17 protein-coding genes and 1 other RNA gene are annotated in these 22,826 nt (G+C 49.1%); 2 read left to right on the forward strand and 16 right to left on the reverse strand.

Going from position 1 to position 22,826, the window contains the following annotated elements:
* Positions 1-2 precede the first annotated feature (2 nt).
* The 6 genes from RIN67_RS09385 to RIN67_RS09410 form a co-directional block, all read right to left on the reverse strand.
* A complete protein-coding gene (locus tag RIN67_RS09385; RefSeq protein ID WP_313825905.1) occupies positions 3-2,483 on the reverse strand; it encodes a mucin-binding protein in 2,481 nt (826 codons plus the stop codon).
* 401 nt (positions 2,484-2,884) lie between these two features.
* Positions 2,885-4,231 (reverse strand): glucose-6-phosphate isomerase, encoded by a 1,347-nt coding sequence (locus tag RIN67_RS09390; protein ID WP_264999358.1) that lies wholly within the window; start codon positions 4,229-4,231, stop codon positions 2,885-2,887.
* Positions 4,232-4,364: 133 nt separating this feature from the next.
* Complete coding sequence (locus RIN67_RS09395; RefSeq protein ID WP_056943919.1) at positions 4,365-5,234, reverse strand: GRP family sugar transporter; 870 nt, start codon at positions 5,232-5,234, stop codon at positions 4,365-4,367.
* Between the two features lie 192 nt (positions 5,235-5,426).
* Positions 5,427-6,575 carry a class I SAM-dependent methyltransferase gene (locus tag RIN67_RS09400; RefSeq protein WP_264999359.1) on the reverse strand — a complete coding sequence of 383 codons (1,149 nt, stop codon included), beginning with the start codon at positions 6,573-6,575 and terminating at the stop codon, positions 5,427-5,429.
* A 43-nt stretch (positions 6,576-6,618) separates the two neighbouring features.
* Entirely contained in the window at positions 6,619-8,085 is a 1,467-nt protein-coding gene (locus RIN67_RS09405; protein ID WP_024747735.1) for a sensor histidine kinase, read from the reverse strand.
* Complete coding sequence (locus RIN67_RS09410; RefSeq protein ID WP_264999361.1) at positions 8,082-8,816, reverse strand: response regulator transcription factor; 735 nt, start codon at positions 8,814-8,816, stop codon at positions 8,082-8,084. The genes RIN67_RS09405 and RIN67_RS09410 overlap by 4 nt, the downstream gene beginning before the upstream one ends.
* A gap of 263 nt (positions 8,817-9,079) precedes the next feature.
* On the opposite strand from RIN67_RS09410, the gene ssrA reads away from it, so the two are divergent.
* Positions 9,080-9,451, forward strand: a transfer-messenger RNA (tmRNA) gene (gene ssrA / locus RIN67_RS09415).
* A 386-nt stretch (positions 9,452-9,837) separates the two neighbouring features.
* On the opposite strand, the gene RIN67_RS13395 is transcribed toward ssrA, so the two are convergent.
* The 6 genes from RIN67_RS13395 to RIN67_RS09440 all read right to left on the reverse strand — a co-directional run bounded on the left by RIN67_RS13395 (position 9,838) and on the right by RIN67_RS09440 (position 16,604).
* The gene (locus tag RIN67_RS13395; protein WP_156153279.1) at positions 9,838-9,924 is read right to left on the reverse strand and encodes a type I toxin-antitoxin system Fst family toxin; all 87 of its coding nucleotides are present in this window, start codon (positions 9,922-9,924) and stop codon (positions 9,838-9,840) included.
* Positions 9,925-10,172: 248 nt separating this feature from the next.
* Positions 10,173-10,886 carry an alpha/beta hydrolase family protein gene (locus RIN67_RS09420; RefSeq protein ID WP_313872920.1) on the reverse strand — a complete coding sequence of 238 codons (714 nt, stop codon included), beginning with the start codon at positions 10,884-10,886 and terminating at the stop codon, positions 10,173-10,175.
* A 108-nt stretch (positions 10,887-10,994) separates the two neighbouring features.
* Positions 10,995-11,849 carry an alpha/beta hydrolase gene (locus RIN67_RS09425; protein ID WP_264999363.1) on the reverse strand — a complete coding sequence of 285 codons (855 nt, stop codon included), beginning with the start codon at positions 11,847-11,849 and terminating at the stop codon, positions 10,995-10,997.
* Between the two features lie 48 nt (positions 11,850-11,897).
* Complete coding sequence (locus RIN67_RS09430) at positions 11,898-13,703, reverse strand: family 43 glycosylhydrolase (RefSeq protein WP_264999364.1); 1,806 nt, start codon at positions 13,701-13,703, stop codon at positions 11,898-11,900.
* A 40-nt stretch (positions 13,704-13,743) separates the two neighbouring features.
* Entirely contained in the window at positions 13,744-15,153 is a 1,410-nt protein-coding gene (locus RIN67_RS09435) for an MFS transporter (RefSeq protein ID WP_313825903.1), read from the reverse strand.
* A 17-nt stretch (positions 15,154-15,170) separates the two neighbouring features.
* Positions 15,171-16,604, reverse strand: coding sequence for an alpha-N-arabinofuranosidase (locus RIN67_RS09440; protein ID WP_264999366.1), 1,434 nt, complete (start codon positions 16,602-16,604; stop codon positions 15,171-15,173).
* A gap of 211 nt (positions 16,605-16,815) precedes the next feature.
* Between RIN67_RS09440 and RIN67_RS09445 the strand changes: the two genes are divergently transcribed.
* The gene (locus RIN67_RS09445) at positions 16,816-17,715 is read left to right on the forward strand and encodes an ArsR/SmtB family transcription factor (protein WP_264999367.1); all 900 of its coding nucleotides are present in this window, start codon (positions 16,816-16,818) and stop codon (positions 17,713-17,715) included.
* A gap of 170 nt (positions 17,716-17,885) precedes the next feature.
* On the opposite strand, the gene RIN67_RS09450 is transcribed toward RIN67_RS09445, so the two are convergent.
* The 4 genes from RIN67_RS09450 to RIN67_RS09465 all read right to left on the reverse strand — a co-directional run bounded on the left by RIN67_RS09450 (position 17,886) and on the right by RIN67_RS09465 (position 22,620).
* A complete protein-coding gene (locus RIN67_RS09450) occupies positions 17,886-19,109 on the reverse strand; it encodes an MFS transporter (RefSeq protein WP_264999368.1) in 1,224 nt (407 codons plus the stop codon).
* A 75-nt stretch (positions 19,110-19,184) separates the two neighbouring features.
* Positions 19,185-20,231, reverse strand: coding sequence for a proline racemase family protein (locus RIN67_RS09455; RefSeq protein ID WP_024747731.1), 1,047 nt, complete (start codon positions 20,229-20,231; stop codon positions 19,185-19,187).
* 5 nt (positions 20,232-20,236) lie between these two features.
* The gene (locus RIN67_RS09460; RefSeq protein WP_264999369.1) at positions 20,237-21,526 is read right to left on the reverse strand and encodes an MFS transporter; all 1,290 of its coding nucleotides are present in this window, start codon (positions 21,524-21,526) and stop codon (positions 20,237-20,239) included.
* Positions 21,526-22,620 (reverse strand): alcohol dehydrogenase family protein, encoded by a 1,095-nt coding sequence (locus tag RIN67_RS09465; RefSeq protein ID WP_264999370.1) that lies wholly within the window; start codon positions 22,618-22,620, stop codon positions 21,526-21,528. Before RIN67_RS09465 ends, RIN67_RS09460 begins: the two co-directional genes overlap by 1 nt.
* Positions 22,621-22,826 lie beyond the last annotated feature (206 nt).

Genomic DNA, 22,826 nt, shown 5'->3' on the forward strand with positions numbered 1-22,826 from the left:
AACTATTGCCGATCACGTTTACGCCATTGGAAGCCACCTAAACTCGCCAGGAGTAAGCCTAAGCCGCCAAGTAACCAACCGTGAGTGGTCTGTTCGTCGGTTTGCGGCAACGTCGTCTCATCCGCGTTAGTCTTCAAGGTCGCCGACTGCGATTGGGGTTGTGCCACTGATTGGCCCAGTGGTGTCTTCCCCGTCGCAATCCCCTGTGCCGCAGCGCCGCCCTGCGTAACAATTGGACCAGCTACGCCTGGCTGAGCAGGTTTTACGACGTTCGTCATGCCAGATTCCAAGTCACCACTCCCCGAAGTGTCCGGTCCCGGCGTTGGTGCTGGGGTCGGCTCCGGCGTTGGTTCTGGTTCTGGTTCTGGTTCTGGTTCCGGCTCTGGCTCCGGTTCTGGTTCTGGCTCCGGCTCTGGTTCCGGCTCTGGTTCTGGTTCCGGCTCTGGCTCCGGCTCTGGATCAACCGGTGTGGCCGCGTAGGTGACCCACGTAGTCTGGTCTTCCCCACTCGGGGTTGCTGTTAAACCGGTGACCGTCAACTGGTCGGCCGTGTACCCATCAATTACGGGTGAGGTCCGGTCAGGCAACGTCGTGGTGGTACTAATCGGGTGCCAGTCTTGCCACTGGGTCTCCCCCGTCACCGCATCGCGTTGACCCTGCCGAATAAAGGTGACCCAAGCCGTATAAGTTGGGGCTGCTTCCGTGCCATCCGCGTATTGGTAATGGATCCACTGCGTCACCGTTTTCCGGTTATCCAGCGCCGTGATGGCGTGTTTGAGGTGCACGGTAAAGCTTTGCGCCGTATCCCCAAAGACCGCTCCTGCGGTCGGATACTCGTCGCTGACCAGTTCGTAGCCCTGATCCAGATACGATTGAATCGTGGTCCCCGTCTGGTAGTCGCTAGTCGTTCCGAGGTCCCCATTCAGCTCGGTGCTCGCCAGCAGGTCGCCGGTCGTATCGTCTTGATAATGAACGGTGACGGTCTGTCCCTGGGTCGCCCCGATTTTTTGATACATCGTGGTTCCAGCGATAAAGGTCAAATTACCGCCTAAATCAACACCGTTCGGGTCCACCGTCCCGGCAAACCGGTAAACGTACTGAGACTGCCAACCCAGCTGACCGTAAACTACTTGGTCACCAGTCAAATCCGGATTTACTAATTTTTGGTCCTGAGCAAACTGAATCTTCCCGTCCGCATCACGGTAAGCAATCTTATCTAGGATGGGCCGTCCCCACATATCAATCGTGGGATGGTTAGTCTGGACCGTTCCGTCCGGCCCCACCGCTACGGGGTTATCGACTTGAACGTACTGCAACCACCCCGTAATTACAGCGCCGTACCGCGAAACGTGCTTAATGATCCCTAATGAACTCCAGTCATCGATTGAGTTGCCGTCTAGCGTAATCGCATGTGGGTATTTATAATCACTATCCACAACCGTAGCAATCATCGGCGCCAAGATGCCTAACTGATGACTTGTCATCCCGGTTAGGTTCTTTTGTGCGTTATCTTCCGAAGAGAAGTCCAAGTTTTGCATATAGTGGGCATCCACCTGTGCCAGGACGTGGAGCTGGTCATCCGTCATGGCACCCCAGTAATTGGTCTTAATCGATAAGTGGGTTAGATCCTTCAGTGCCAATAGCGGGGTTAAATCTAAATTAGGAATCTCCGCCAGCGAATTTCCCAGCGTCATCTCCACCGAGACCGTCGCTTTTTCCGTTAAATTCCCCAGCAGTTCTAAACCACTCAAATCCGTCACTTTGCCAAAACCGTTTGCTTTGACTTGGGCCACTCCCCAAAAATTCTGAATATCCTTTAACGTCAGGACCTGATCAGCCGTCAAATTCAAACTCTTGCGAACCGCCGCCAGCAAGTTGGCATCCTTAAACTGGTCACTCAAATCTGCGTCAGGATCAATTTCCGGTGATGCGCTCCGCTTTTGCGGCGTGGTCGCTGATACCGTCGCCGGCGCCGCCTGATGGCCCGCATCCGTTTTAGTCTCCGTTAACTGGTCATCGGTGGTGACCGATGACGTGGTCGACTCCGTTTCCAGCGTAGATTCAGTCTTCTCTACCTCAGAGTCATCCTTTGTTTGGTCGGCATCCGGCTCAACTGGCGGAACCGTTTCAGCCGTTCCTTGCGTCGTCGACTGGTCCGTCACCGGTGGCGTTTCCGTCTCTAAATCCGTGTCTGTATCCGTCACCGGCAAGGTAGAGTCCGTTGACTCTGAGGCTTGGTTGGCACCGTTAGTCGGCGTCTGATCCGTCCCCGCTACCGTGTCATCCGTCGCCGTGGTCGGTTGGCTTAGCGTTGCCGTGGATTCCTGTAACGAATTATCCGTTGTCGTCACCGATTCAGCCGTGGCTGTCGGCTCCTGTGTGTCAGCCTGGGCCGAAGTCTCCCCCAGTGACCAGCTCAAAAGCGCTAAAGCCGTTCCCGAATAAAGCCACCACTTATGCGTTGTGCGTTTAGTCATCGTCATGGTCGCGTCCTCCTCATTCACCTGTACCGCAATCACTACCGCTAAGTAAGCCCTTACATCTTTAATCATAAAAACAAGTTTGATTCAACATTTAGTAGTTAAACCCTTGTTCATCTGAAATTATACACTATATAACCTAAAAAGCCAGCCTTTTTAATCGCAAAATCATCTTTCGATTAGTTTTTCCATCAATCTCCTCCAGTTACGTCAAACACCTTACTAATCAAGAAGTTAGTCCGTTGCCCATCCCAACCAACGCCACCTGATTCTCCCTTTAAAGATGGCGAAAGCCAAATTGGTCCAGAACACTTTCGTCAATCTGTGCAAAACCGATACTAGCTAATTTAACCAAAAAAAAGGTTCGGAACTCACGCTCCGAACCCTCTGATAATCATTTTGGCTTATAGCCGTTCGTTTAATTGCTTACCCAGGTCTTCAAAACCAGGCTTGCCTAATAGCGCAAACATGTTGGTCTTGTAAGCTTCAACCCCTGGTTGGTTGAACGGGTTGATGCCGTTCAGGTAACCAGAAATGGCGATAGCCACTTCGAAGAAGTAAATCAAGTAGCCTAACGTGTATTCGCTTTGATTAGGAATGTGCACGCTCATGTTCGGCACACCGCCGTCCGTGTGGGCTAAGATGACCCCTTCAAAGGCCTTGGTGTTGGCAAAGCCCATGGTCCGGCCTTCCAAGTAACCTAACCCGTCTAAGTTATCGGCTTCCTTAGGAATGTCCACGTCATGTTCTGGCTTGTCCACCATCACAACCGTTTCCATCAGCTTCCGTTGTCCCTCTTGGATGTATTGGCCAAAGGAGTGCAAGTCCGTACTGAAGTTAGCGGATGATGGATAGATCCCCTTACCGTCTTTCCCTTCGGACTCACCGGTCAATTGCTTCCACCATTCGGCGAAGGCGGCTAACCGTGGCTCGTAGTTTTCTAACAATTCAACCCCGTAGCCCTTACGGTACAAGATGTTCCGTAAAGCGGCGTATTGGTAAGCTTCGTTCTTCGTCAAATCTGGGTTGGTGTATTCATCAGCAGCATCAGCAGCCCCCTGCATCAACTGGTCAATGTCGGCACCAGAAGCAGCGATGGGCAACAGACCCACTGGACACAGAACGGAGTAACGGCCACCCACACCATCGGGAATCACGAAGGTCTCGTAGCCGGCAGCGTCAGCTTCGGTCTTCAACGCACCGCGCTTGGCATCCGTGGTGGCGTAGATCCGCTTGTTGGCTTCGGCTTCACCATACTTCTTGATCAGCTTCTCCTTGAAGACCCGGAAGGCGATGGAAGGTTCCGTCGTCGTCCCGGACTTCGAGATGATGTTGATGGAGAAGTCCCGGTCACCCACGAAGTTCAAGAGATCGTGGACGTAGTCGGCACTAATGGAGTTCCCAGCGAACAGAATCTGGGGACCCTTCCGTTGGTCAGCTGGCAGACTGTTGAAGAAGGTACTGTGTAAGAAGTCCACCGCCATCTTGGCACCTAAGTAGGAGCCACCGATACCGATGACCACTAAGACTTCGGAGTCTTCCCGAATCTTCTTGGCCGCAGCCTTGATCCGGGCAAATTCAGCCTTGTCATAGTCATGGGGCAACGTTAACCAGTCCCGGAAATCACTGCCGGCCCCGGTGCCTTGCCGCAATTCAGTATCCGCAGCAGTCACCATAGCCTGCATTTCTCCCAGTTCATTATCATGAACAAATGGACCTAACTTTGAACGATCAAAGGCGATATGTGCCATAGTTAGAAAACCTCACTTTTTAATATTATTCGACTAGTCCATTATAACGCAATTCTCTTAAATGTAAATGGTCTAGTCCATAAAAAATGTGATAATAAAAAGGCCGACAACGCCCGTCATCAGCCCGTTTATCCTATTTCATCAATCCTAAAGTGACCCCACCTGCAATGACTAAAAGTGAGCCAATTACCGTGTAGACCATTTCGCGATTTGTCTTCTTTTCACCCAAGAGCCAGATGCTCCCGAAGGTGGAAATCACGATCCCACATTGGGCCAGTGAGTAGCTGATTGCCAACCCCACGGACGGAATCGCCATGAACATGAAGAAGTTCCCAATGCCCCAGACCAGACCGGTCAGCACGTTCTTGGCTGTGGCCACGTGCCAAACCTTCTTCCGGTTCTCCTTCGACAACAGGATGAAGATCAACGCCCCCAGAATCATCCCAATGGATTGGGGGAACAGGATCAACTTGGAGTCCAATCCCGACATGTTCACAATCACCGTGTACAGGATGTAACCTACCGTCGAGATGGCGATGGCCGTAGCCCCGCGACCCGCTTCAATGTGCTCACTATTGACGCCCGCACTTTTATCGCGCAAGGACGTCAAAGCGGCCCCGGCAATCAAGATGATGACCGCGATGGTCCCCGTCATCACCATGGTACTGGTTTTCCATTCGTGGAAGAGCAAGACCCCGGCTAACGCGGTCCCGGCCAACTGTAACCCGGTCGAAATCGGGACCGTCCGGGAGATGCCGATGAACTTCATGGATTGGAACTGTTCAAATTGCCCCACGGCCCAGCAGAGACCAGACGCAATCCCAACCAGCATTGCGATACCCGATAGTTGAACGTGGAAATATACCAGCGAAAAAATCCCGAATAAAACGGCTCCGGCCGTCATTCCTAACGTTTGTTGATACGACGTTCCGCCCAAGCGGCCACTGATCAACCCGATGCTTCCCCAGCAAAGTGCTGGAATCAAAGCTAGTAAAATTCCCATTGTAAATCCCTCTACTCTCATTTTAATTATGCCGTTTGTTTTTGTAAACGCTTTTTGTTTACAAGAATAAGTTTAAGGGTTCTGGTTCTAAAAGTAAACTATTTCTGATAAAAAAAACAGTGAACTATCAATGGTCTAGCCACTTGTTCACTGTTCATTAGGTTGTTTTCACACGCTTTCATTCACAAACAATTACCCGATAACCAAATGTAACCCCTTGAGTGCTTCACTCTGCCGGTCGGCCGAATTGGTCATAAAGTCGGCTGGGGAGTGAAAGTCCATGGAAACATTTACATGACCGGTATAATTTTGGGCAACTTCACTAACAGTCGTCCGGAGTTTCTTTAATGAGTAGCCCGGTGCCGTCGTGGTGACCAGTACCTGTGAGCCCGGATGCGTCACCTGAAGGACTTGGGTCAATAAGGCCCCCAGATCTTGGTCTAGGTCGAAGCGGTGCTTCTTCCCGCGAATGAACGCTGGCGGATTCACAAAGACCGTGTCGAAAGTCAACTCGTGCTTAATGGCGTAATCCAAGTAGTTGGCCACGTCCATAGTCCGCATCTCGACCGCCGCTTGGTCCAGGTTATTGGCCGCCAATTGCGCCTGTAAGGCCGTGGTAGCCCGGTTGGTCGGGTCGACCGTGACGGCTTCCGTGGCGTCGCCGGCCATGGCCGCGGTCACGACCCCCGTCTCCGCACTGTACAGGTTCAAGATGCGCTGCTGAGCGCTGTTCTCGCGAGCCCAAGCCCGTTCGTCCCGGAACTCTAAGGCCAACTGTTGGCGACTAACGGTCAGGTCGACCGGATAGGCCACCCCCGCTTCGGTAATGGTGACAGGATCCTGAGGCAGCTTCCCTGTGACCACTTGCAAGGCCTCTTGACCAGGCGTTGCGGCTAAGACGGTCAGGTTTTGCCCCATGACCCGCTGGAAGCCCGCGTAAATCAACCGCGCTTGACGCTTCAACGCCGCGTTTTGCCAGCGGAAGACGTAGATACCTTGATAGACGTCGATGATCAGACCACCTAGGCCATCCCCCACGTCGTTAAAGAAGCGGTAGGCTTCCCCAACGTTAATGGCAGCACGCTTGGCTTGGGCCGCGCGGAACTTGCTGGCGAAGAACCGTTCGTCGATGGGTTCATTTTCCCGTAGGCTCAGCACGTAGCCGGCCCCCCGGTGTTGTTTGGCAAAATAAGCGGTCGCCACGAAATGGCCGTGGTTCTCTAGTTGTACCCACGCGCCATCCTCAAAGTCCTGGCGATTCTCTAAATCAGTGATGTTGACGACGGGATACCCGTCTTCGAACTTCCGGACAGATTTCCCGGTAATTTGTATACGTTTCAAGTGAATCCTCCTTAATTGTGCTCCCTATTGTACCATGTTCATGCTAGTCCGTCTTGGCGCGGTCGACATTTGTCTGGTGTTGGTCGGGGAAAATCACGGTAAACGTGGTCCCCACGCCCTGCTTGCTGTCCACGCTAATCTTCCCGTGGTGTAGCTGAACCAGCTGGTGGACGATCGATAAGCCCAGACCGGACTCGCCGTACTTGGTGTTCTTCCGTGACGGATCGGCCTTGTAGTAGCGTTCCCAGATGTTCTGGAGTTGCTCGTCACTCATCCCCATCCCGGTGTCGGCGACCTTGATGATGGCCTCCTCATACCCACGCTGGGCGGTAATCGTGATGTGCCCTTGCTGGGTGAACTGAATGGCGTTCTGGGTGATGTTGAACATGATCTGGACAAACCGGTCATAGTCGGCATACACGGCAATTTCTTCCGGTGCCTGCAGCTCCAGCGTATCCTGACTGTCATCGGCCTTTTGCTTCAACTGCTCCACAATGTTATGCAGGGCATCGACGGCGTTAAACTCATGTAAATTCAACGAAATCTGGTTCGAGCGAATCTTCTCGTAGTCCAGGTTCTCGTTGACCAGACGAATCAACCGGCTGGTCTCGCTACGCATTAGGTCGATACTCTCTTCCTTACTTTCTTCCGGAATCGCGTCGTAAGCCAGGCCCTCTAGTAGCCCGTTGATGGTGGTCAACGGCGTACGCATCTCGTGGGACGCGTTGGCCATGAACTCCCGCCGGCGCTGTTCTTGCCGCTGAATCTCCTCTTGGGAATCCTTCAGTGAATGGGTCATCCCGTTGAAATCGTTGATCAAATCATCAATTTCGTCCCGATTGCGACTGGCCATCTGGACGTCATAGTCCCCCTGGGCGACCTGGTTCGTGGCCTTCCGCAGCCGATTGATCCGCGAGGTGTAATACCGAGCCAGGATGTAGCTGGCCACGATGGCCACCAGAATCGAGACGAACAACGCCCGAATCAGGTTCCGGTTAATCTGGTTGATGTTGGTATTGATATCCGAGACAAAGGCCCCCATGACCACCACCGCTACCAGCTTATGGTTATAGAAGTAAGGTTTCATGACTTCGGTCACGGCTGGCGTCACCCGCCCGTTCTTGTTCCGCATTCGGCGGTCGACCACCTTGTGGATGATCCGGTTATTCTTCATCTTGTTCCAGTCCTTCTGGTTAATGGACTGCTGATAGACGTTGTCCGGAAAGACAATCTGGTTCTTGGCACTATAAATGGTGACGCTGACGGCCTGATTTTGTAGCAATTGTTCGCTGTTTTCTAGCGCCGTGGTATCAAAATTGACTTGTTTGGGATTCTCCGCGCTGATTCGCAAGGACTGTTCAATCAGACTGTTGGAGTACTTCTCCAGGGTGTTCCAGGTGTTGCTGTAGACCATGTGCCGGGTCATCTGGGTGTAGGACACGCCTAATAACACCAAGATGATGGTAATGGCGGCAAAAAAGCCCAACATCTGTTGATACATTAGTTTCATTTGGAATCGGCTCCACTATCATCGAATTTATAACCCACGCCCCAAACGGTTTGGATAATCTGTGGCCCCACTTTCTCGATTTTCTGTCGCAACTTCTTGATGTGGGCGTCGACCGTCCGCTCATCGCCGTAGTACTCGTAATCCCAGACCAACTGGAGGAGCTGTTCCCGGGAGAATACCTGACGGGGCTTCTGGGCCAACGTCTTCAACAAGTCGAATTCCTTAGGCGTCAGGTCCTCGATCTGGCGATCGTTTAAGTACGCTTCACGCGTCTTGGTGTTTAACTTGAAGTGCTCCGTGACCACGTCAAAGGACTCCGTGTCATCCAGGGATTGGGGCTCTTGGACCTTCGATACGGGGGCCAATTCCGCCCGCCGGTGTAAGGCCTTGATGCGCGCAATCAGCGTGATTGGACTGAATGGTTTGGTAACGTAGTCGTCAGCCCCCATCTCTAGTCCCAAGACCTGGTCGCTTTCCGAATCGCGCGCCGTCAACATGATGATGGGCACGGTCGGTGAGAGCTTTCGAATCTCGGCACTGACCTGCATCCCGTCCAAGCCGGGCAGGTTCAGGTCTAAGGTGACCATGTCCCAGTCGTTCGGCATCGCGGCGAACATCTCAACGGCCTCGTTGCCATCGTAGGCGAACGAGACGTCCCACTGTTCCTTCTTAAAAAACATCGACATCATTTGCGATACTGAGTGGTTATCCTCAATCATTAATAACTTCATGTGTGACCTCCAAAGTGACCTCACCGGTATTCGGAGCCAGCCAAAAGTTCGTGAGTCATATTGTCCTGAAGTTAACAGGTGAATCAGAAAGCTCCGTGATAGAACCATGAAGTTTCTGTAACTTTTGCTGCATTATTGCTATAGGCTCCGTAGTTACCTATTATACTATACTGCTTGGGGTGGAATTTCTTTTATTTAGGCCGGAAAATGCGAAATATTTTGCAGGGTGGCTGAGATATGGTAGACTAGATTAGTATCGTTTTGGGGCTGTTCTGGATTCGACTGGTATAGGTCGAGCCTTGGTTGCACTCCGTAGCGGCATCTACGTTAAAAGGTCCAGTTTAATTATAACTGCAAAAAATAATAACAATTCTTACGCTTTAGCTGCTTAATAGGCGCTTAACGTAGATCCTCCTAGCCTTACCCGCGGGTTAGATCTGGGTCCTAAATTTAACGGGTTACGTTGACTGGCTCCCACCTGAAGCTGTTCAAAAGAGATGAATCAGGTTAGCTCAGCATGTTGGCCCTGACAGGCGGCAGGTTGTTGGGTGAAAACTTAAGTAGTCTGCCTATGAGTGTAGAGGCTGGGGTGGCGATATGCTAGGACGCGGGTTCAATCCCCGCCAGCTCCATTGATAAGGTTTTAGGCTCCTGCAGGGGGCTTCAAAACACTGATAAATCAACGTTGATAATTTTGGCGGGTTTCACATAATCATTTTAAATGGCATTCAATGACATTCAAAATGGCATTCACGAAACAACAAATTAACCAACGGTGGTAGGGATAACGAACTGTTAGCTTAACGGCTAGCAGTTTTTATTTAGGCACTATTCTGACTACAGCAACATCCCCCCATTAGGACCTATCACAATTGATATATATATCAGTTGTGATATACTAAAGGTACAAGAAAAGATTGTACCATTGGATTCACCAAAGCCCCTGACTATCCCAGTAGCCAGGGGCTTTTTTATACGTCTATGTAATTGCTATAAACGGGTGGGTTAGCTGTGCCTAAGACTACCTGTGTCGCCTACGGTCTAACCAGTCCGTAAATAAAGCAATCAGGATGCCAACAACAAGTGGCGCAAAAAAAGATTGTATCATAAGGATTCACCTCCCCACTGTTGCTAGTGTGGGTTAGGCAACCCTTCAATTATGCTTAAAAAGTTTATCCCGGACAATCAGAGTGGCTCCTCTTTACGCTTTCGATTCAAAAGCGACAAGAAAAGTTTGCGCCATTTGATGATTGGTCTAAGGCGTAACCTCTTTGCAGGAGTCTTCTTTAAACACAGTACAAACGGCTACTTCTGATGATTACCAAAATCACCAAAAATAGCCGTTCATTGTACACACTAATCTATCCTGTCATCCGCCAATAACGTCTTCGAAAAGAATCGTAGTGTTTCCTCAAGAAGCATCGTTTTGACCGGTACGGAGTTCCAAGCATGAGTGGCACCCGGAACTTCCACTAAATTTGCCCCTTGCCGATAGATTCTCTGATACTTCTCCGAATATGCAATCGGTGCAATACTATCCGCATCACCGTGAATAATCGCCACTGGTCCTGAGTACTGCGCCGCTGTTTGGTAAATGTGGATATTCTTTAAGTCATCAAAGAATGCGGGACTCAATTTCAAACTATTAAAGTCGAAATACCCCGACCGAGCGACCCGTTCAGTCGATCGTCCTTGTAAAACATGCTGCTTTACAATCTCATCAACAAAAACTGCAGCAGGCGACCACATGCACAGGGCCCTAATATCCTGAGGAAGCTTTCCGGCCGTCATACTAGCGGCGACGCCTCCTAAACTCATTCCTAGCAACGCCAGCCGGTTTTCATCCACAAAATCTAACGATTCAACAAAGCTTACCAGCTTCATACTTTCTCTAAGCTCTTGCGTAAATGTGAAATCAATAAACTCGCCATCACTTTCACCGTGACATCCATAATCAAAGGCCACCGCTGCAATGCCATGATGATTCAGCTTACGGCTCATTTGAACAAAGGAACCAAACGCTTCATCCCGATTCGACGAAAAGCCATGGAACATCAGTACAGTCGGCAACGGTTACTGCCCATTTTCCGGGATATAAGCCGTTCCCCGTAATGTCAGTCCATCAATTTCAGTCGACACCCATTTAATCATCGTTTTCGACCTTCTATCATAATGCCATCACTGCTTAACAGGTAGATGTGTCGTTATAAAGTTTAAAATCTTGTCCCAGACCTGCTGACTCCAAAAGTTACTCTCATGATCGGCACCCACGACCGTCACTGTCTCAACTTCATAACCATCACTGTCCAAACGCAAAGCCATTTCTGGCATCTGGTTGTAGGGTACCAGCGTATCCTCAGACCCATGCATCAGTAAAAATGGTGGATAATTTCGCCCAGGCCGAACTTGAAAGAAGGGACTCATCTGTTCTAGCGTATTGGAATAGCGACTATTTTCTAGTTTCTGCGTGACTTCAACAAATTCATCTTGATCCTTAATTGCCACTACGTTCGACACGCCAAAGCAACTAATGACCACATCAACCTTATCCGAAAAATCAGAATAATCAGATGTTTCATATTGCGGGTCATCCGCCGTTAAACCAACCAATTGTACGGCATTACCACCAGAAGAGGTACCTAACCCGATTACTTGTTCCGGATTAATACAGTACTTCTTGGCGTGAGCCCTTAAGAAACGAATGGCACATTTAACATCCATTAGGTAATCCGGAAAAGGATTGTTTTTAAAGGCGTTGCGGTGTCTAACCATGGCCACAATGTATCCCTTCTTAGCCATTTCTGCCAACTGAACGACCTCAAAACCATTATCCGCTAGTTGCCACCCACTTCCCTGGACAAAGACGATCAATGGATAAGTCTTATCCGTGGGATCTTCCAGCGACACCTGCCAAGGAACAATTAAATCTAGCGTTTGCTCAGGCCCTTTACTATCGTGGCAGTAGGGAATATCTTGCATCACAGAATATAACCCCGCATAATGTTCATTCATCGGTAACTGACTTTTAAGCATTGAACTACCCTCTTTTTTCACATCTTCGACAAACTACTTCTTACCACTCTATCGGGAATCAATCCGCACTTGCGTATTTACGTTAACGAGTTCTGGTGCTAAATCCAACGCTTCTGTCAGCCCTAGATCTGGTTCACCATCAACATCAAAATGAACACGCCGAATGCCAGAACTACGAGGCCCTTCCTTCCCCGGATGGGCATGATAACTGTTCCAATAGTGTCCTTCATCGTCAATGACATAAGCGTTATGCCCTGGTCCGAATTCACCTGGAACGGTGTTAGAAGTTAAAATTGGATAATTATTTTTCCGCCAATTTTCGGCATTCAAGGGATCTAAGTGAGCGTCCATACTCAACAATCCCACCACATAGCTATCATCAATCAACGCACCGGAGTAAGTCAGGTACAACTTTCCTTGCCGCTGAATAGCAAACGGACCTTCGTTCACGGGTGCTCGATTATTTTCCCAGCTATAAGTCGGTTTAGCAATAACTTGAGGTTCTGAAACCAATTGCCATGGTTGCGCCTTATCAACTTCAGCGATATATAACCACGCCCCTAGATCCTTAGGAATGAACTGCCGTTGGGACCAAACAACATAGCACCTTTCATGAATTTGAAACTCCGTCATATCCAACGTAATTCCCTGTTTAAAGAGTGGTTCGCCATCGGTTCGTACAACTCGTTTGGGAGCCATCCAATCTTCCTTCACCATCGGATTGCCATTCGGCTTTAAGGCCATGACGAAAGACTGAACGTCTTCAAAGCGGTCAGCCGTTGCGGAATGGAAAATAAACAGTTGATCACCAATGATGTGAAACTCCGGTGCCCATAGTAAGTTTCCTACGGAGTCATACATATCGCTATCCAATATCTTAACCTCTTGAGCCGTAACGAGTTCCGGCACAGAATTGGCTTCTCGAATATACAAGCTGTGATTACGGTCCGCATCATTGGTGGCAATAAAGTAATACTTTCCGTGCCAGCGTCCAATGCAAGGGTCCGCCCGATCCAATGCCATTGGAAAAATGAAATGGTCCTGATGAATCCTTCCTTTTAACGTAACATCTTGTGATTTTGTAAAATCTACGTCCTGATCATACCAATCAATTTGCTTTTTAGTCTTTGTCCCATCACTATACTTGGCAACGGCTTTGATCTCTTCTAATTCTGCTGAATCATGTACAGTCACGTCTTGTGGGACAAGATTTTCCACGTTACGTGGCTCAGTTAGCTTCTTGATCAGATAGTCTCCCAAATCATCGCTGATTGTAACCACACTCCGCGGTAAGCAATCCTTAATCCCATCCGTCATGTATCCTGCTACTTTAGGCGGCATTTTTTTAAGTTCTTGCTGGTGCTGACCACTAGTTTCAAATCTTTGGGTATCTTCATCAAACCAGAAATCTGCGACATAAACTTTCCCTGATACTTCCCGCCAAAAGACTTGGTGCGTCAGCTGGTCGTCTACCCGCACTTCTAAGATGAGATCATTCCCAATCTTAAGTGGCTTTAACTGCGAATAGTGTACAAAATCTTTAGTCGTAAAACACAGCAACTTGCCCTTAGCGCCTAAATCGTTTTCACCCTGTGGTCCCGTCTGAATGGCGAAGATACCGAATAAGTCTGCCTTAATTTGAAAAGCACACGGTTGAATCAACGTCTTAGCAATAATACTACCGTCCCCTGCTTCGACTCCTTTAGGAAATAGCACCCCATAATTATGATTTAACGGCTGAAACGCCAACCCATTTTGCGCAATCGCTAAATGCATAGAATGAGATAATTTTGCATCGTAACCTTCCTTGTTCCACGGATCACGTTCATAACAAAGCAGTTGATAATTTTTCATAATTAACGACCTCGAAAACTTTCTCACGTGTTTTTTAAGACTACTTAGCTGCCTTGGCATTCCGTTCGTCAATTTCCCGGCTCATCTTGTCCATGCTACTATCAGTAATGGAGTAGAAGCTAAACAAGATCATGCTGATAACGATGAAAATGATTGGCAACAATGACTGCATCGTCAAAATTCCGTGTAACGTTCCAGCTGCTTGCGTCTTCAAAGCGGCATCGAAGCCGATAAACTTCAAGAAGTAACCTGGCACAACACCACCAAGGGCTAACCCTAAAGCAACGGCAAATGAACAAACTGAACTAATAATCGCGTTTTCACGCTTCCCCGTCTTCCATTCACCATAGTTAACAATTTCCGTTTCAAACGCCCACATGTAACCAGTTGTCACAATCATCCCAACGGAAGCTAATAACTTACCAGTCATCACTAAGGCAACATTATGCACATTACCAAAGTATAGGATCAACAATCCGACCATTAAGACACCACTAAAGCCCAACATAAGCCCCTTACGACCTAAACGACGCTTAAACCAAGGGAACAGGGGTACCAAAATAAATGACGGAATTGATGCTAATAAGTTAAAGTACTTCAGTAAGTCTGGACGTTGCATGTTATACGTCACGTAATAGGAACCTGCAGAATTGACAATCGTCATAAAGATAAAGGCTAAAATTAAGTAAACCAAGAAGATGGAGAATGGCTTGTTAACTTTCATCTGAACAAAAATGTCTTTAAACGAAACCGTTTCCGTTGCCTCTGCAGTCATATGGTAATGTTCATGAATTCTTGAGAAGGCAAAGAGCAGACCGACTAAACCAACAATCGCGAAGATCCCCATGGTCATAAACCAGCCTTTTTGTGAAGCTTGGCCCGTGTAGGCACCAGAGAATCCAGTAACCAGGAATGGCACCCCAAACGAGATACACATCCCACCAACGTTGGAGCAGAACATACTGTACGCATTCAACTGGGCAATTTCATCATTGTCTCGGGTCATCGCTGCCGGCATCGCACCCAGCGGCGATAAGAACGTGTTTAATAATGACAGGCCCACATAAGTTGTATAAGCATAAATCAACTTCATAACATAGGTCGTATCAACGGAATAGAAACACAAGACGGATAAGATTGCATATGGTAATGACAAGTACAGCAGGTATCCCCGATATTTCCCAAACTTCGTCGTCCGTTTATCCACCCAAGTTCCATAAATTGGACTCGCGACCGCATCAATAATCCGTACGAGCAAGAATATAGTTGCAGTATCTGCTGGTTTTAGTCCATACACATTCGTGTAGAAGAAAAGCAGATAGGTACTAACCACGTTGAAAATCAAATTGACCGACATTGACCCAATGCCTTGTCCCAGTTTTTCTGAGAACTTTAGCTTTGGCATAACTTTGGCTTGTGAATTTTGCGCTTGTGCCTGATTATTTTCCAAAATTTTCCCCTCCAGCTCTATTTAATCGGGAACTTCAACGTCACAATCTCCATTGGTTCTAGATTCAACTTAAGGTCATGATCCATAACTTTGAACCCAGTAAAGTCTTGATCCGTAACAACATCTGGATGTGCAACATCGTTATGCGCATTCATTTGGGAACTGCTCAAGCATTTAGCATACGTTGTCTGGCCTAAACTTTGAGGCAACGTTAGAGTTAAATCATGGTTTTTTTCTGGGTTAACATTGCAGACCGAAATAATATATTCATGATTCTTTTCCGAAACCGTGTAGTTCAAATCATTGTTGACTTCATGGAAAGCAGCCAGCAACCGTGAATCTTGATGCAACTTGAACATCTTAAAGACATAGTAGGTTGGCGTTAACACTATCTGCGAACCATCCGTCATAATCATACTTTGCAAGACGTTAATCATCTGAGCAATATTTGCCATCTTAATCCGATCAGCGTATTTATTGAAGATATTTAACGTTGTCGCGGCAACAACTGCATCCCGCATCGTATTTTGCTGAATCAAGAATGCTGGATTCGTCCCTGCCAAAGGTTCAAACCAAGTCCCCCACTCATCCACAATCAGGTCCGTCGTTTTAGGAATCAGTTCAAGGTGCCGTGAAATCAAGCTATCCATTTGACGAGCACTATTCAATAAGCTGACCCAGTCTTCCGTCGTAAAGTTTACGGCATCGCCTTTATGCTCCCAATTGTTCGTCAACGCATAATGGTGCAACGCCATCCCATCCATAAATGGTTCTGCCAACTCACTGAGACTCTTAGTCCACGCAAAGTTGTCATCACTGGGACCACTAGCAATCTTATAAAGTGGTCCATTATATTCTGAAACGTAGGTTTGAAAACGCCGATAAACGTCCGCATAATACCCAGAGCGCATATAGCCGCCGCCCATCCAAGCCTCATTACCTAAACCTAAGAACTTTACTTTATAAGGTTCCGGGTGACCATTCTGCCGCCGTAGGTTAGCAAAATAGGAATCACCATCCGCGGTCATATACTCAATCCAGTTCACCATTTCCTCAACTGTACCGCTTCCCATATTGATGTTGATATAGGCTTCACACCCCAGCTGACGGCACAGTTCGAAGAATTCATCCGTTCCGAATGAGTTATCCTCAACTACCGCTCCCCAGCTATGGTTGATAGTCTTTGGCCGCTTTTCAACGGGTCCGATACCATTCTGCCAGTGGTATTCATCTGCATAACTTCCTCCCGGCCACCGCAGGACTGGAATATGTAGCTGTTTCAGTGCATTTACCACATCACTGCGCAGACCGTTTACATTTTCAATGGGACTATCTTTACCGACCCAAATGCCGTCGTAAATTCCATGACCCAAATGTTCCGCAAATTGCCCTTGTAAATACTTACTAATCCGTATTTCCTGTTCGGCATGGTCCTCAATCTTGACTTTCATCAGTTCACACTCCAAGTAAATAATCTTTAAGATATCTTAGTAATCCTGTGCACACCCTTATGTTAGCGCTTGCACAAGCTAAGTCAATATTGTTTTTGTTGATTAGTCAACTTTTTTCTAAAGTTAAACTCATTTTAGTTATTAAAGGTGTATGCTTAGAGTATCGAAAACATCTAAAATAAACATTTACATTAACTAAGGAGCTAAAAGCATGGATCTATCACTGACAAACAATTCCTTGCCCGCCTTCTCCGCGCTGGACAATCCAATACGATTGGAAATCATTAATTTGTTATCCAAGTCCAAAATGAACGTTAAGGAAATTGCTACCGCTGTTGGCCTTAGCAGCACGATTACCATCATGCATTTAAATAAATTAGAAGCCGCCCATATCATTCGAACCGAGAAACATGGTAATCAACGGATTTCTATTCTCACGGTCGATAACATCACTATTCACTTTCCTAAGCAACTCTACGTTCCTTACAAAAAATACGAATTCAATCTTCCTATCGGTCAGTACACTAATTACCAAGTCAAACCAACTTGCGGGTTGGCAGGTCAGACTGGCTTTATTGGCCAAGTAGATAATCCAAAATACTTTATGAATCCGGAACGAACGGACGCTGGGATGCTATGGTTTTCAGAAGGCTTCGTTGAATACACCGTTCCCAACTATTTAACCTCTGAACAACAAATCAAAATGATTGAATTTACCGTCGAACTCAGTTCAGAATTTCCCTTCTCCAATAACAATTGGCTTTCAGACATTACCATTGCGCTCGCAGGGAAAACGTTAGGTACTTGGACCAGTCCTGGCGATTTTTCAGATGTTCGGGGAAAGTACACTCCCGAATGGGTCTACAATGATATGAATCAGTATGGCTTACTCAAAACCATTCGTATTTCAGAATATGGGTCGTTTATCGACGGCCACCACTTCTCCGACGTTAAGATTTCCGATATCAATACACATCGTGATAACTGGACGCTCCGATTCTCCGTTCCTCAAACCGCCAAACATTGTGGAGGATGCACTATTTTTGGAAAACACTTTGGAAATTACAATCAGGATATCCGGTTCCGTACCTACTACCAGGAGAAAGAATAGCTCACACAATTTAGCTTGATTTCTAATCAATTTATTCCTGGTAGCCCCCGGGCGACACAGTAAAAATAACTGCTACAGGCGTTAAGGAATCGCCAAATATGTCTCCCAACACCAAAAAGCCGCCTAAGATCAAAATCCAATCTTAGACGGTTTTTATAGTTTCCAATACATTAACTAGTCGCAACGGAGACCCGTTTCTTCAACGATAACCACAGGATTCCCCCTGCGGCACCGATGGCAATCAAGCAACCAATCGCCATGTAGATCCAGATCATGTGGTACGCCTGAGCTGCCGGGTACTTGTCCAGCCAAGCCCCTACTTGTGTAAAGACGTAGGCATCAGGCAAGAAGCCAATCGTCGAAATAATGCCGGCCGCAGTTCCCGCTAATTTAACTGGAATGTGGGCTTCGTCTTGCGTCGCATAATAGACGCCCCGGGTCCCACTGGCCAGAAAACCAATGGCTAAAGTCATCACAATGATGGCGACCGGCGCCGAAGACGGCAAGACCAATAACGACAGCACGCACGGCAGGAGCAACGCCATGCCGATCATGCACGCCTTAGTCGGCGACTTGATCCACTTATCCGCGATGACCCCGAATAACGGCATCGCCACCACACCGACCCCGTAAGACCGGAACGTTGCCACTAGGCTGACCGTATTGCTCGAAACTCCCATCCCCGTTAAGTACGGCGTGGTATAGGACTGCAACGAAAAGACTAAGTACGTCCCAAAAATCAGGAACGACACTAACCACAGGCCCGGCGCCCGGAACAACGCCAGATAATCCGCCTTGGTGGCCTTAGTCGCGCTCTGATCCTGATCCGCCTGGTCATCCTTAATATCAACCAAGACGAATGCGGCTAAAATACTGGTCGCAAAGTAACAGAAAGCGTAGAACAACAGGATGGACTTCATCCCCATCCGGACACTGACAAAGCGTCCCAGGATGTAGGTCGTTGTAATGGGCAACAGGATTCCAAAGCCGGCCCGAATCCCTTCAGCAAAGCCAAAGTACTTTCCCTGGCCTTCACTGCCCCCCAGGATACGAATGACCCGGACGTAGGCTGCCCAGAAAATCAGGGTCCCATCTAAGGCCAACACCGCGTGGATGAACAGCAAGATTCCGAACGACGGGAAGGTCATGTACCACAGGGTAAAGGCGCCCCCGCAAAGGCTAGAAATGATGATCATCTTTTTCGAGCTGACGCGGTCCGCCAAGAAGCCCCCGAAGAAGTAGCCAACCAAGCTCGCAATTCCCACCGCACTGGACAGTAACCCCAGCTGGGTGTTGGTAATATGGAGCGCCTGCATCACTTGATCATAGTACACTTCCCGCAAATAGGGGACGTTGGCAATCGCCCGGCCAAAGAAGGCCAAAAGCCCTATCATGATCCATTTTCTAGTTGCCGAAATCTTTGACAATTCCACGGTTTCTCACCTTTCCCTTCACAACTTCAGACCTTGTTACCAGATATCACCAATCTTGAACCCGTCTGGGAACGGATCCGTCTCGTCCAAGACCCACTTGCTGTACCCGTAGATCCAGCAATGGCCCCCGACCGTGGGAATAATCCCCTTGTGGCCGTGAATCTCCGTATCGGCGATGGCTCGGCCGTCAAAGCGAATGCCCAATAAGCCTTCGTTGATGAACGGCTGGTTCAACTTCAACCGACCCTTCGCCCGTTCAATCGACATCAACGCACAAGTCCCAGTTCCACAGACACCCCGGTCTAGAGCACCGGTCCAGGTCTCTGGCTTATCGAAATCCACTTCCTTGGATGGGTACCAGTTCGACGTCCGCATGTAGACGTCCGGATCATCTGACGGTTCGTGCATCATCGATAAGGTAATCCCGATTCCGGGGTAATCTGGGTGCGAGACGGGTAACTGTTCCTTTGCGGCCGTCGTGACTAACGACGAGATCTTCGCAATTTCGCGCCCGTTTTCGGGAACCAGCTTCAAGCCGAACTGCGTCGCGTCGATGCAGGTGTAGAACATCCCGCCCCACGCGATATCGACCTTAACTTTCCCAATGTGCGGTACGTCGATCTCCTTATCCAGATAAACTGGAAAGGCCGGCACGTTCTTGAAGGTTACCTGGGTAACTTTTCCGTTATGGCAATCAGCTTTGATATGAATCAGTCCTGCCGGTGCCTCAAGGTCGAACTCACTGACCGGTTCCGTCATCGGGATCATCCCCGTTTCCAGAAGCGCCGTCGCCACCGCGATGGTATTGCCCCCACTCATCATAGGGTATTCGGTCTGTTCCATGATGATGTAGCCGGCGGACGCTTTAGGGTCCTTGGCCGGAACGATCAGGTTCGCACAGGTCGCAGGGATTCCCCGCGGTTCCCGCAACATCAGGTTCTTGACCTGGTTATCATTCTCTTGTAACCAATTCCGCATCTCGTAGACGGAATCTCCTGGAATCGTGGGCACCCCACTGGTGATGACCCGCATGGGTTCGCCTTCGTGACACTCTACTGAATCAAACATTCTTTTGAAAGCCATAGTTGTCATTCCTTCCCGTTTCTGTGACACTCATGATACGTTTTCAAAATCCATAATCCGCTCGCAGCTAACAAAGCCAGCACCACCGCGCCCAACATGGTCCACCAGACCAATCGGTACGCCGTTGCGGGGGCCAAGCGGTCCAACCACCGGCCGACGACTAGAAAGGACACCACGTCGGGGCTGAACCCTAAACCGGAGATCAGTCCGGCGGACACGCCCATCACGGCGGCCGGCAGATGCATTTCAGCCTGCGTGGCAAAGTAGATCCCGCGAATTCCGTTATCTAGGAAGCCAATCAGACCAATACTCAACACTAAACTTACAGCCGACTGGCTCACTAACAAGCCACTGACCGCCAGCAACAAGCCCCAAAGCCCCCACCAGATGACCTTCGTCGGCGACTGCACGTGTCGGCTTAGATAGCCAAATAACGGCATGGAGAGACACCCCACACCGTATTGGCGGATAATTGCCACAATGCTGACTACTTGGGGTGAGAATTGGTGGGACAACGTCATATACGGCGTTGTATAGGACATCAACCCAAAGACCGCATAGGTTCCGAACACCACTAAGATAATCAGGTAAAGCTGGGGGTGTCCGAAGAGCTGACGGTAAGCGCCTCGTTGCGTCGCACCGTGCCGGGATTGTGCGATCCGCGGTTCATCCGGTAGCCATTTCAAAGCTGCCACTCCCGATAAAGCGAAGCATCCCGCGTAGTAGAACAGCGCCGCTCGCAAGCCTAAGCGAGCCGTCGCCATCACGTTCACTAACCCGATCGCGCCGAGTGGCAAGATGATGCCCAACAGGGAACGCACCCCTTCGACCAGCCCGTAGACCGAAGTCTGGTTGACCTGTCCTAGTCGACCAATCAAGCGAATGTAACTCGCCCAGAACAATAGCATCCCGCAAATCGTGATGCCGATATGGACCCCGATGAGCCCCCAAAACGGCGGGTAGCTCAAGTAGATCAGTGTTAACAGGCTACTCACAAACGCCGCGCTACTAATCAAGTACCGGGGCTGTACCCGGTCTGCCAAGTAGCCGCCAAAGAGGTTACTGACCACGCTGGTGATTCCCACAACGCTGGCCAGCATCCCAATCTGCAAGTTCGAGAGGTGCAACGCCACTTGCATCTGGTGGTAAAAAACCTCCCGTAAGTTCGTGACCTTATAGACGGCACTGCCGAAGAAGGTCACGGTCAAGACCAACGGCCACTGTTGGGCCGTAATGGTCGATGGTAACAACTGGAGAAAATGGGCCCGCAGACGATGCTTGGTCCGCTCCATCATTACTCATGGGCGACGTTCAAGACGATCTTACCGATGTACTTCTTGGAGAGGAAGGCCTTTTGGGCCGCTACGATATCGGATAACTCAAATTCCTTAGCAACGACCGGCTTGATCTTGCCGTCTTCGATGTACTTAATCAGTTCTTCGAAGGATTCCGTTGATTGATACGTGGTCCCGAACAAGCTCAAGTCCTTCAGGTAAGCATCCCGGACGTCAAACTTCACAACTGGGCCACCAATGGCACCACAGACACCGTACTTGCCGCCCTTCTTCAAGAGCTTCAAGAGTTGTGGCCAGCTCTCACCGGCAACCATGTCTAAGACCACGTCAACTGACATCTCGCCTAGCTTCTCAACGAAGTCGTCGCCCCGGTGCAGGACTTCATCAGCACCGTAGCCTAAGACCCGGTCTTCCTGACCCGGATCAACCACACCGATGACCTTAGCACCCCGGACTTTCGCCAGTTGAACCAGTGCGGAACCGACCCCACCGGAAGCCCCCGTGATGAAGACCGTATCGTTAGCCTTAACGCCGACACGCCAAACCAGATTATTAGCCGTTCCGTATGAGCACGGGAACGTGGCTAATTCTTGGTCAGACAGGTCAGAGTTGATGGCAAAGGTCTCACTATCCAGCGCCGTGGCGTATTCTGCAAAACTCCCATCGCATTCGGAACCGAACGTGATGCATTCAATCCCCTTCTTCGTCGATGGCCGCGCCTGCACACTGCGGACCATGACCCGTTGACCGACCCGCTTTTGATCGACACCGTCACCGACCGCAACGATCGTCCCAGCACCATCGGCCCCTTGAATCCGTGGGAATTCCAAGGCTTGACCCAGCCAAGAACCGTCCTGGTTGACGTCCTTGAAGCCCGTGCTCCCGCCTTTATTGGTACCAGATTCGACGTTCTTCGAGTACCAACCGATTCGCGTGTTGATATCCGTATTGTTGACCGCCGCAGCGCCAATCTTGATTAGGACTTCACCCTTCTTAGGGGTCGGTACAGGGATGTCCGTGTGGTAAGCCAATTTTTCGAAGCCACCGAAGCCGGTCAAGTAAACGCCTTTCATCTTATCTGGGATAGTAGTCATGTGAGGTTCCTCCTAAATTATTTTTGTAAAATACGTGTTGCCCTAATGCACTTATTATTATTTAGCAGAACTTGTGAACTATCAATCAAATCAAAATAAATCCAGGATTCACTATTTTTGAACATCCCCGTCTAACAACGTTTCATTCTCATCCAACCCTTGTATAAAAAACGCAAAGTCGCTTTCCTTATGTGAAGTGTTATACT

The organism is Levilactobacillus namurensis (genome assembly GCF_032197885.1).
In the GTDB taxonomy this organism is placed as follows: Bacteria; Bacillota; Bacilli; order Lactobacillales; family Lactobacillaceae; genus Levilactobacillus; species Levilactobacillus namurensis_A.

Excerpts from the sequence above, each read along its gene's own strand:
- RIN67_RS09385 (WP_313825905.1), bottom strand. The coding sequence starts at position 2,483 with ATGACGATGACTAAACGCACAACGCATAAGTGGTGGCTTTATTCGGGA.
- RIN67_RS09390 (WP_264999358.1), bottom strand. The coding sequence starts at position 4,231 with ATGGCACATATCGCCTTTGATCGTTCAAAGTTAGGTCCATTTGTTCAT.
- RIN67_RS09395 (WP_056943919.1), bottom strand. The coding sequence starts at position 5,234 with ATGGGAATTTTACTAGCTTTGATTCCAGCACTTTGCTGGGGAAGCATC.
- RIN67_RS09405 (WP_024747735.1), bottom strand. The coding sequence starts at position 8,085 with ATGAAACTAATGTATCAACAGATGTTGGGCTTTTTTGCCGCCATTACC.
- RIN67_RS09410 (WP_264999361.1), bottom strand. The coding sequence starts at position 8,816 with ATGAAGTTATTAATGATTGAGGATAACCACTCAGTATCGCAAATGATG.
- RIN67_RS13395 (WP_156153279.1), bottom strand. The coding sequence starts at position 9,924 with ATGATACAATCTTTTTTTGCGCCACTTGTTGTTGGCATCCTGATTGCT.
- RIN67_RS09425 (WP_264999363.1), bottom strand. The coding sequence starts at position 11,849 with ATGCTTAAAAGTCAGTTACCGATGAATGAACATTATGCGGGGTTATAT.
- RIN67_RS09430 (WP_264999364.1), bottom strand. The coding sequence starts at position 13,703 with ATGAAAAATTATCAACTGCTTTGTTATGAACGTGATCCGTGGAACAAG.
- RIN67_RS09440 (WP_264999366.1), bottom strand. The coding sequence starts at position 16,604 with ATGAAAGTCAAGATTGAGGACCATGCCGAACAGGAAATACGGATTAGT.
- RIN67_RS09445 (WP_264999367.1), top strand. The coding sequence starts at position 16,816 with ATGGATCTATCACTGACAAACAATTCCTTGCCCGCCTTCTCCGCGCTG.
- RIN67_RS09450 (WP_264999368.1), bottom strand. The coding sequence starts at position 19,109 with ATGATAGGGCTTTTGGCCTTCTTTGGCCGGGCGATTGCCAACGTCCCC.
- RIN67_RS09455 (WP_024747731.1), bottom strand. The coding sequence starts at position 20,231 with ATGGCTTTCAAAAGAATGTTTGATTCAGTAGAGTGTCACGAAGGCGAA.
- RIN67_RS09460 (WP_264999369.1), bottom strand. The coding sequence starts at position 21,526 with ATGATGGAGCGGACCAAGCATCGTCTGCGGGCCCATTTTCTCCAGTTG.
- RIN67_RS09465 (WP_264999370.1), bottom strand. The coding sequence starts at position 22,620 with ATGACTACTATCCCAGATAAGATGAAAGGCGTTTACTTGACCGGCTTC.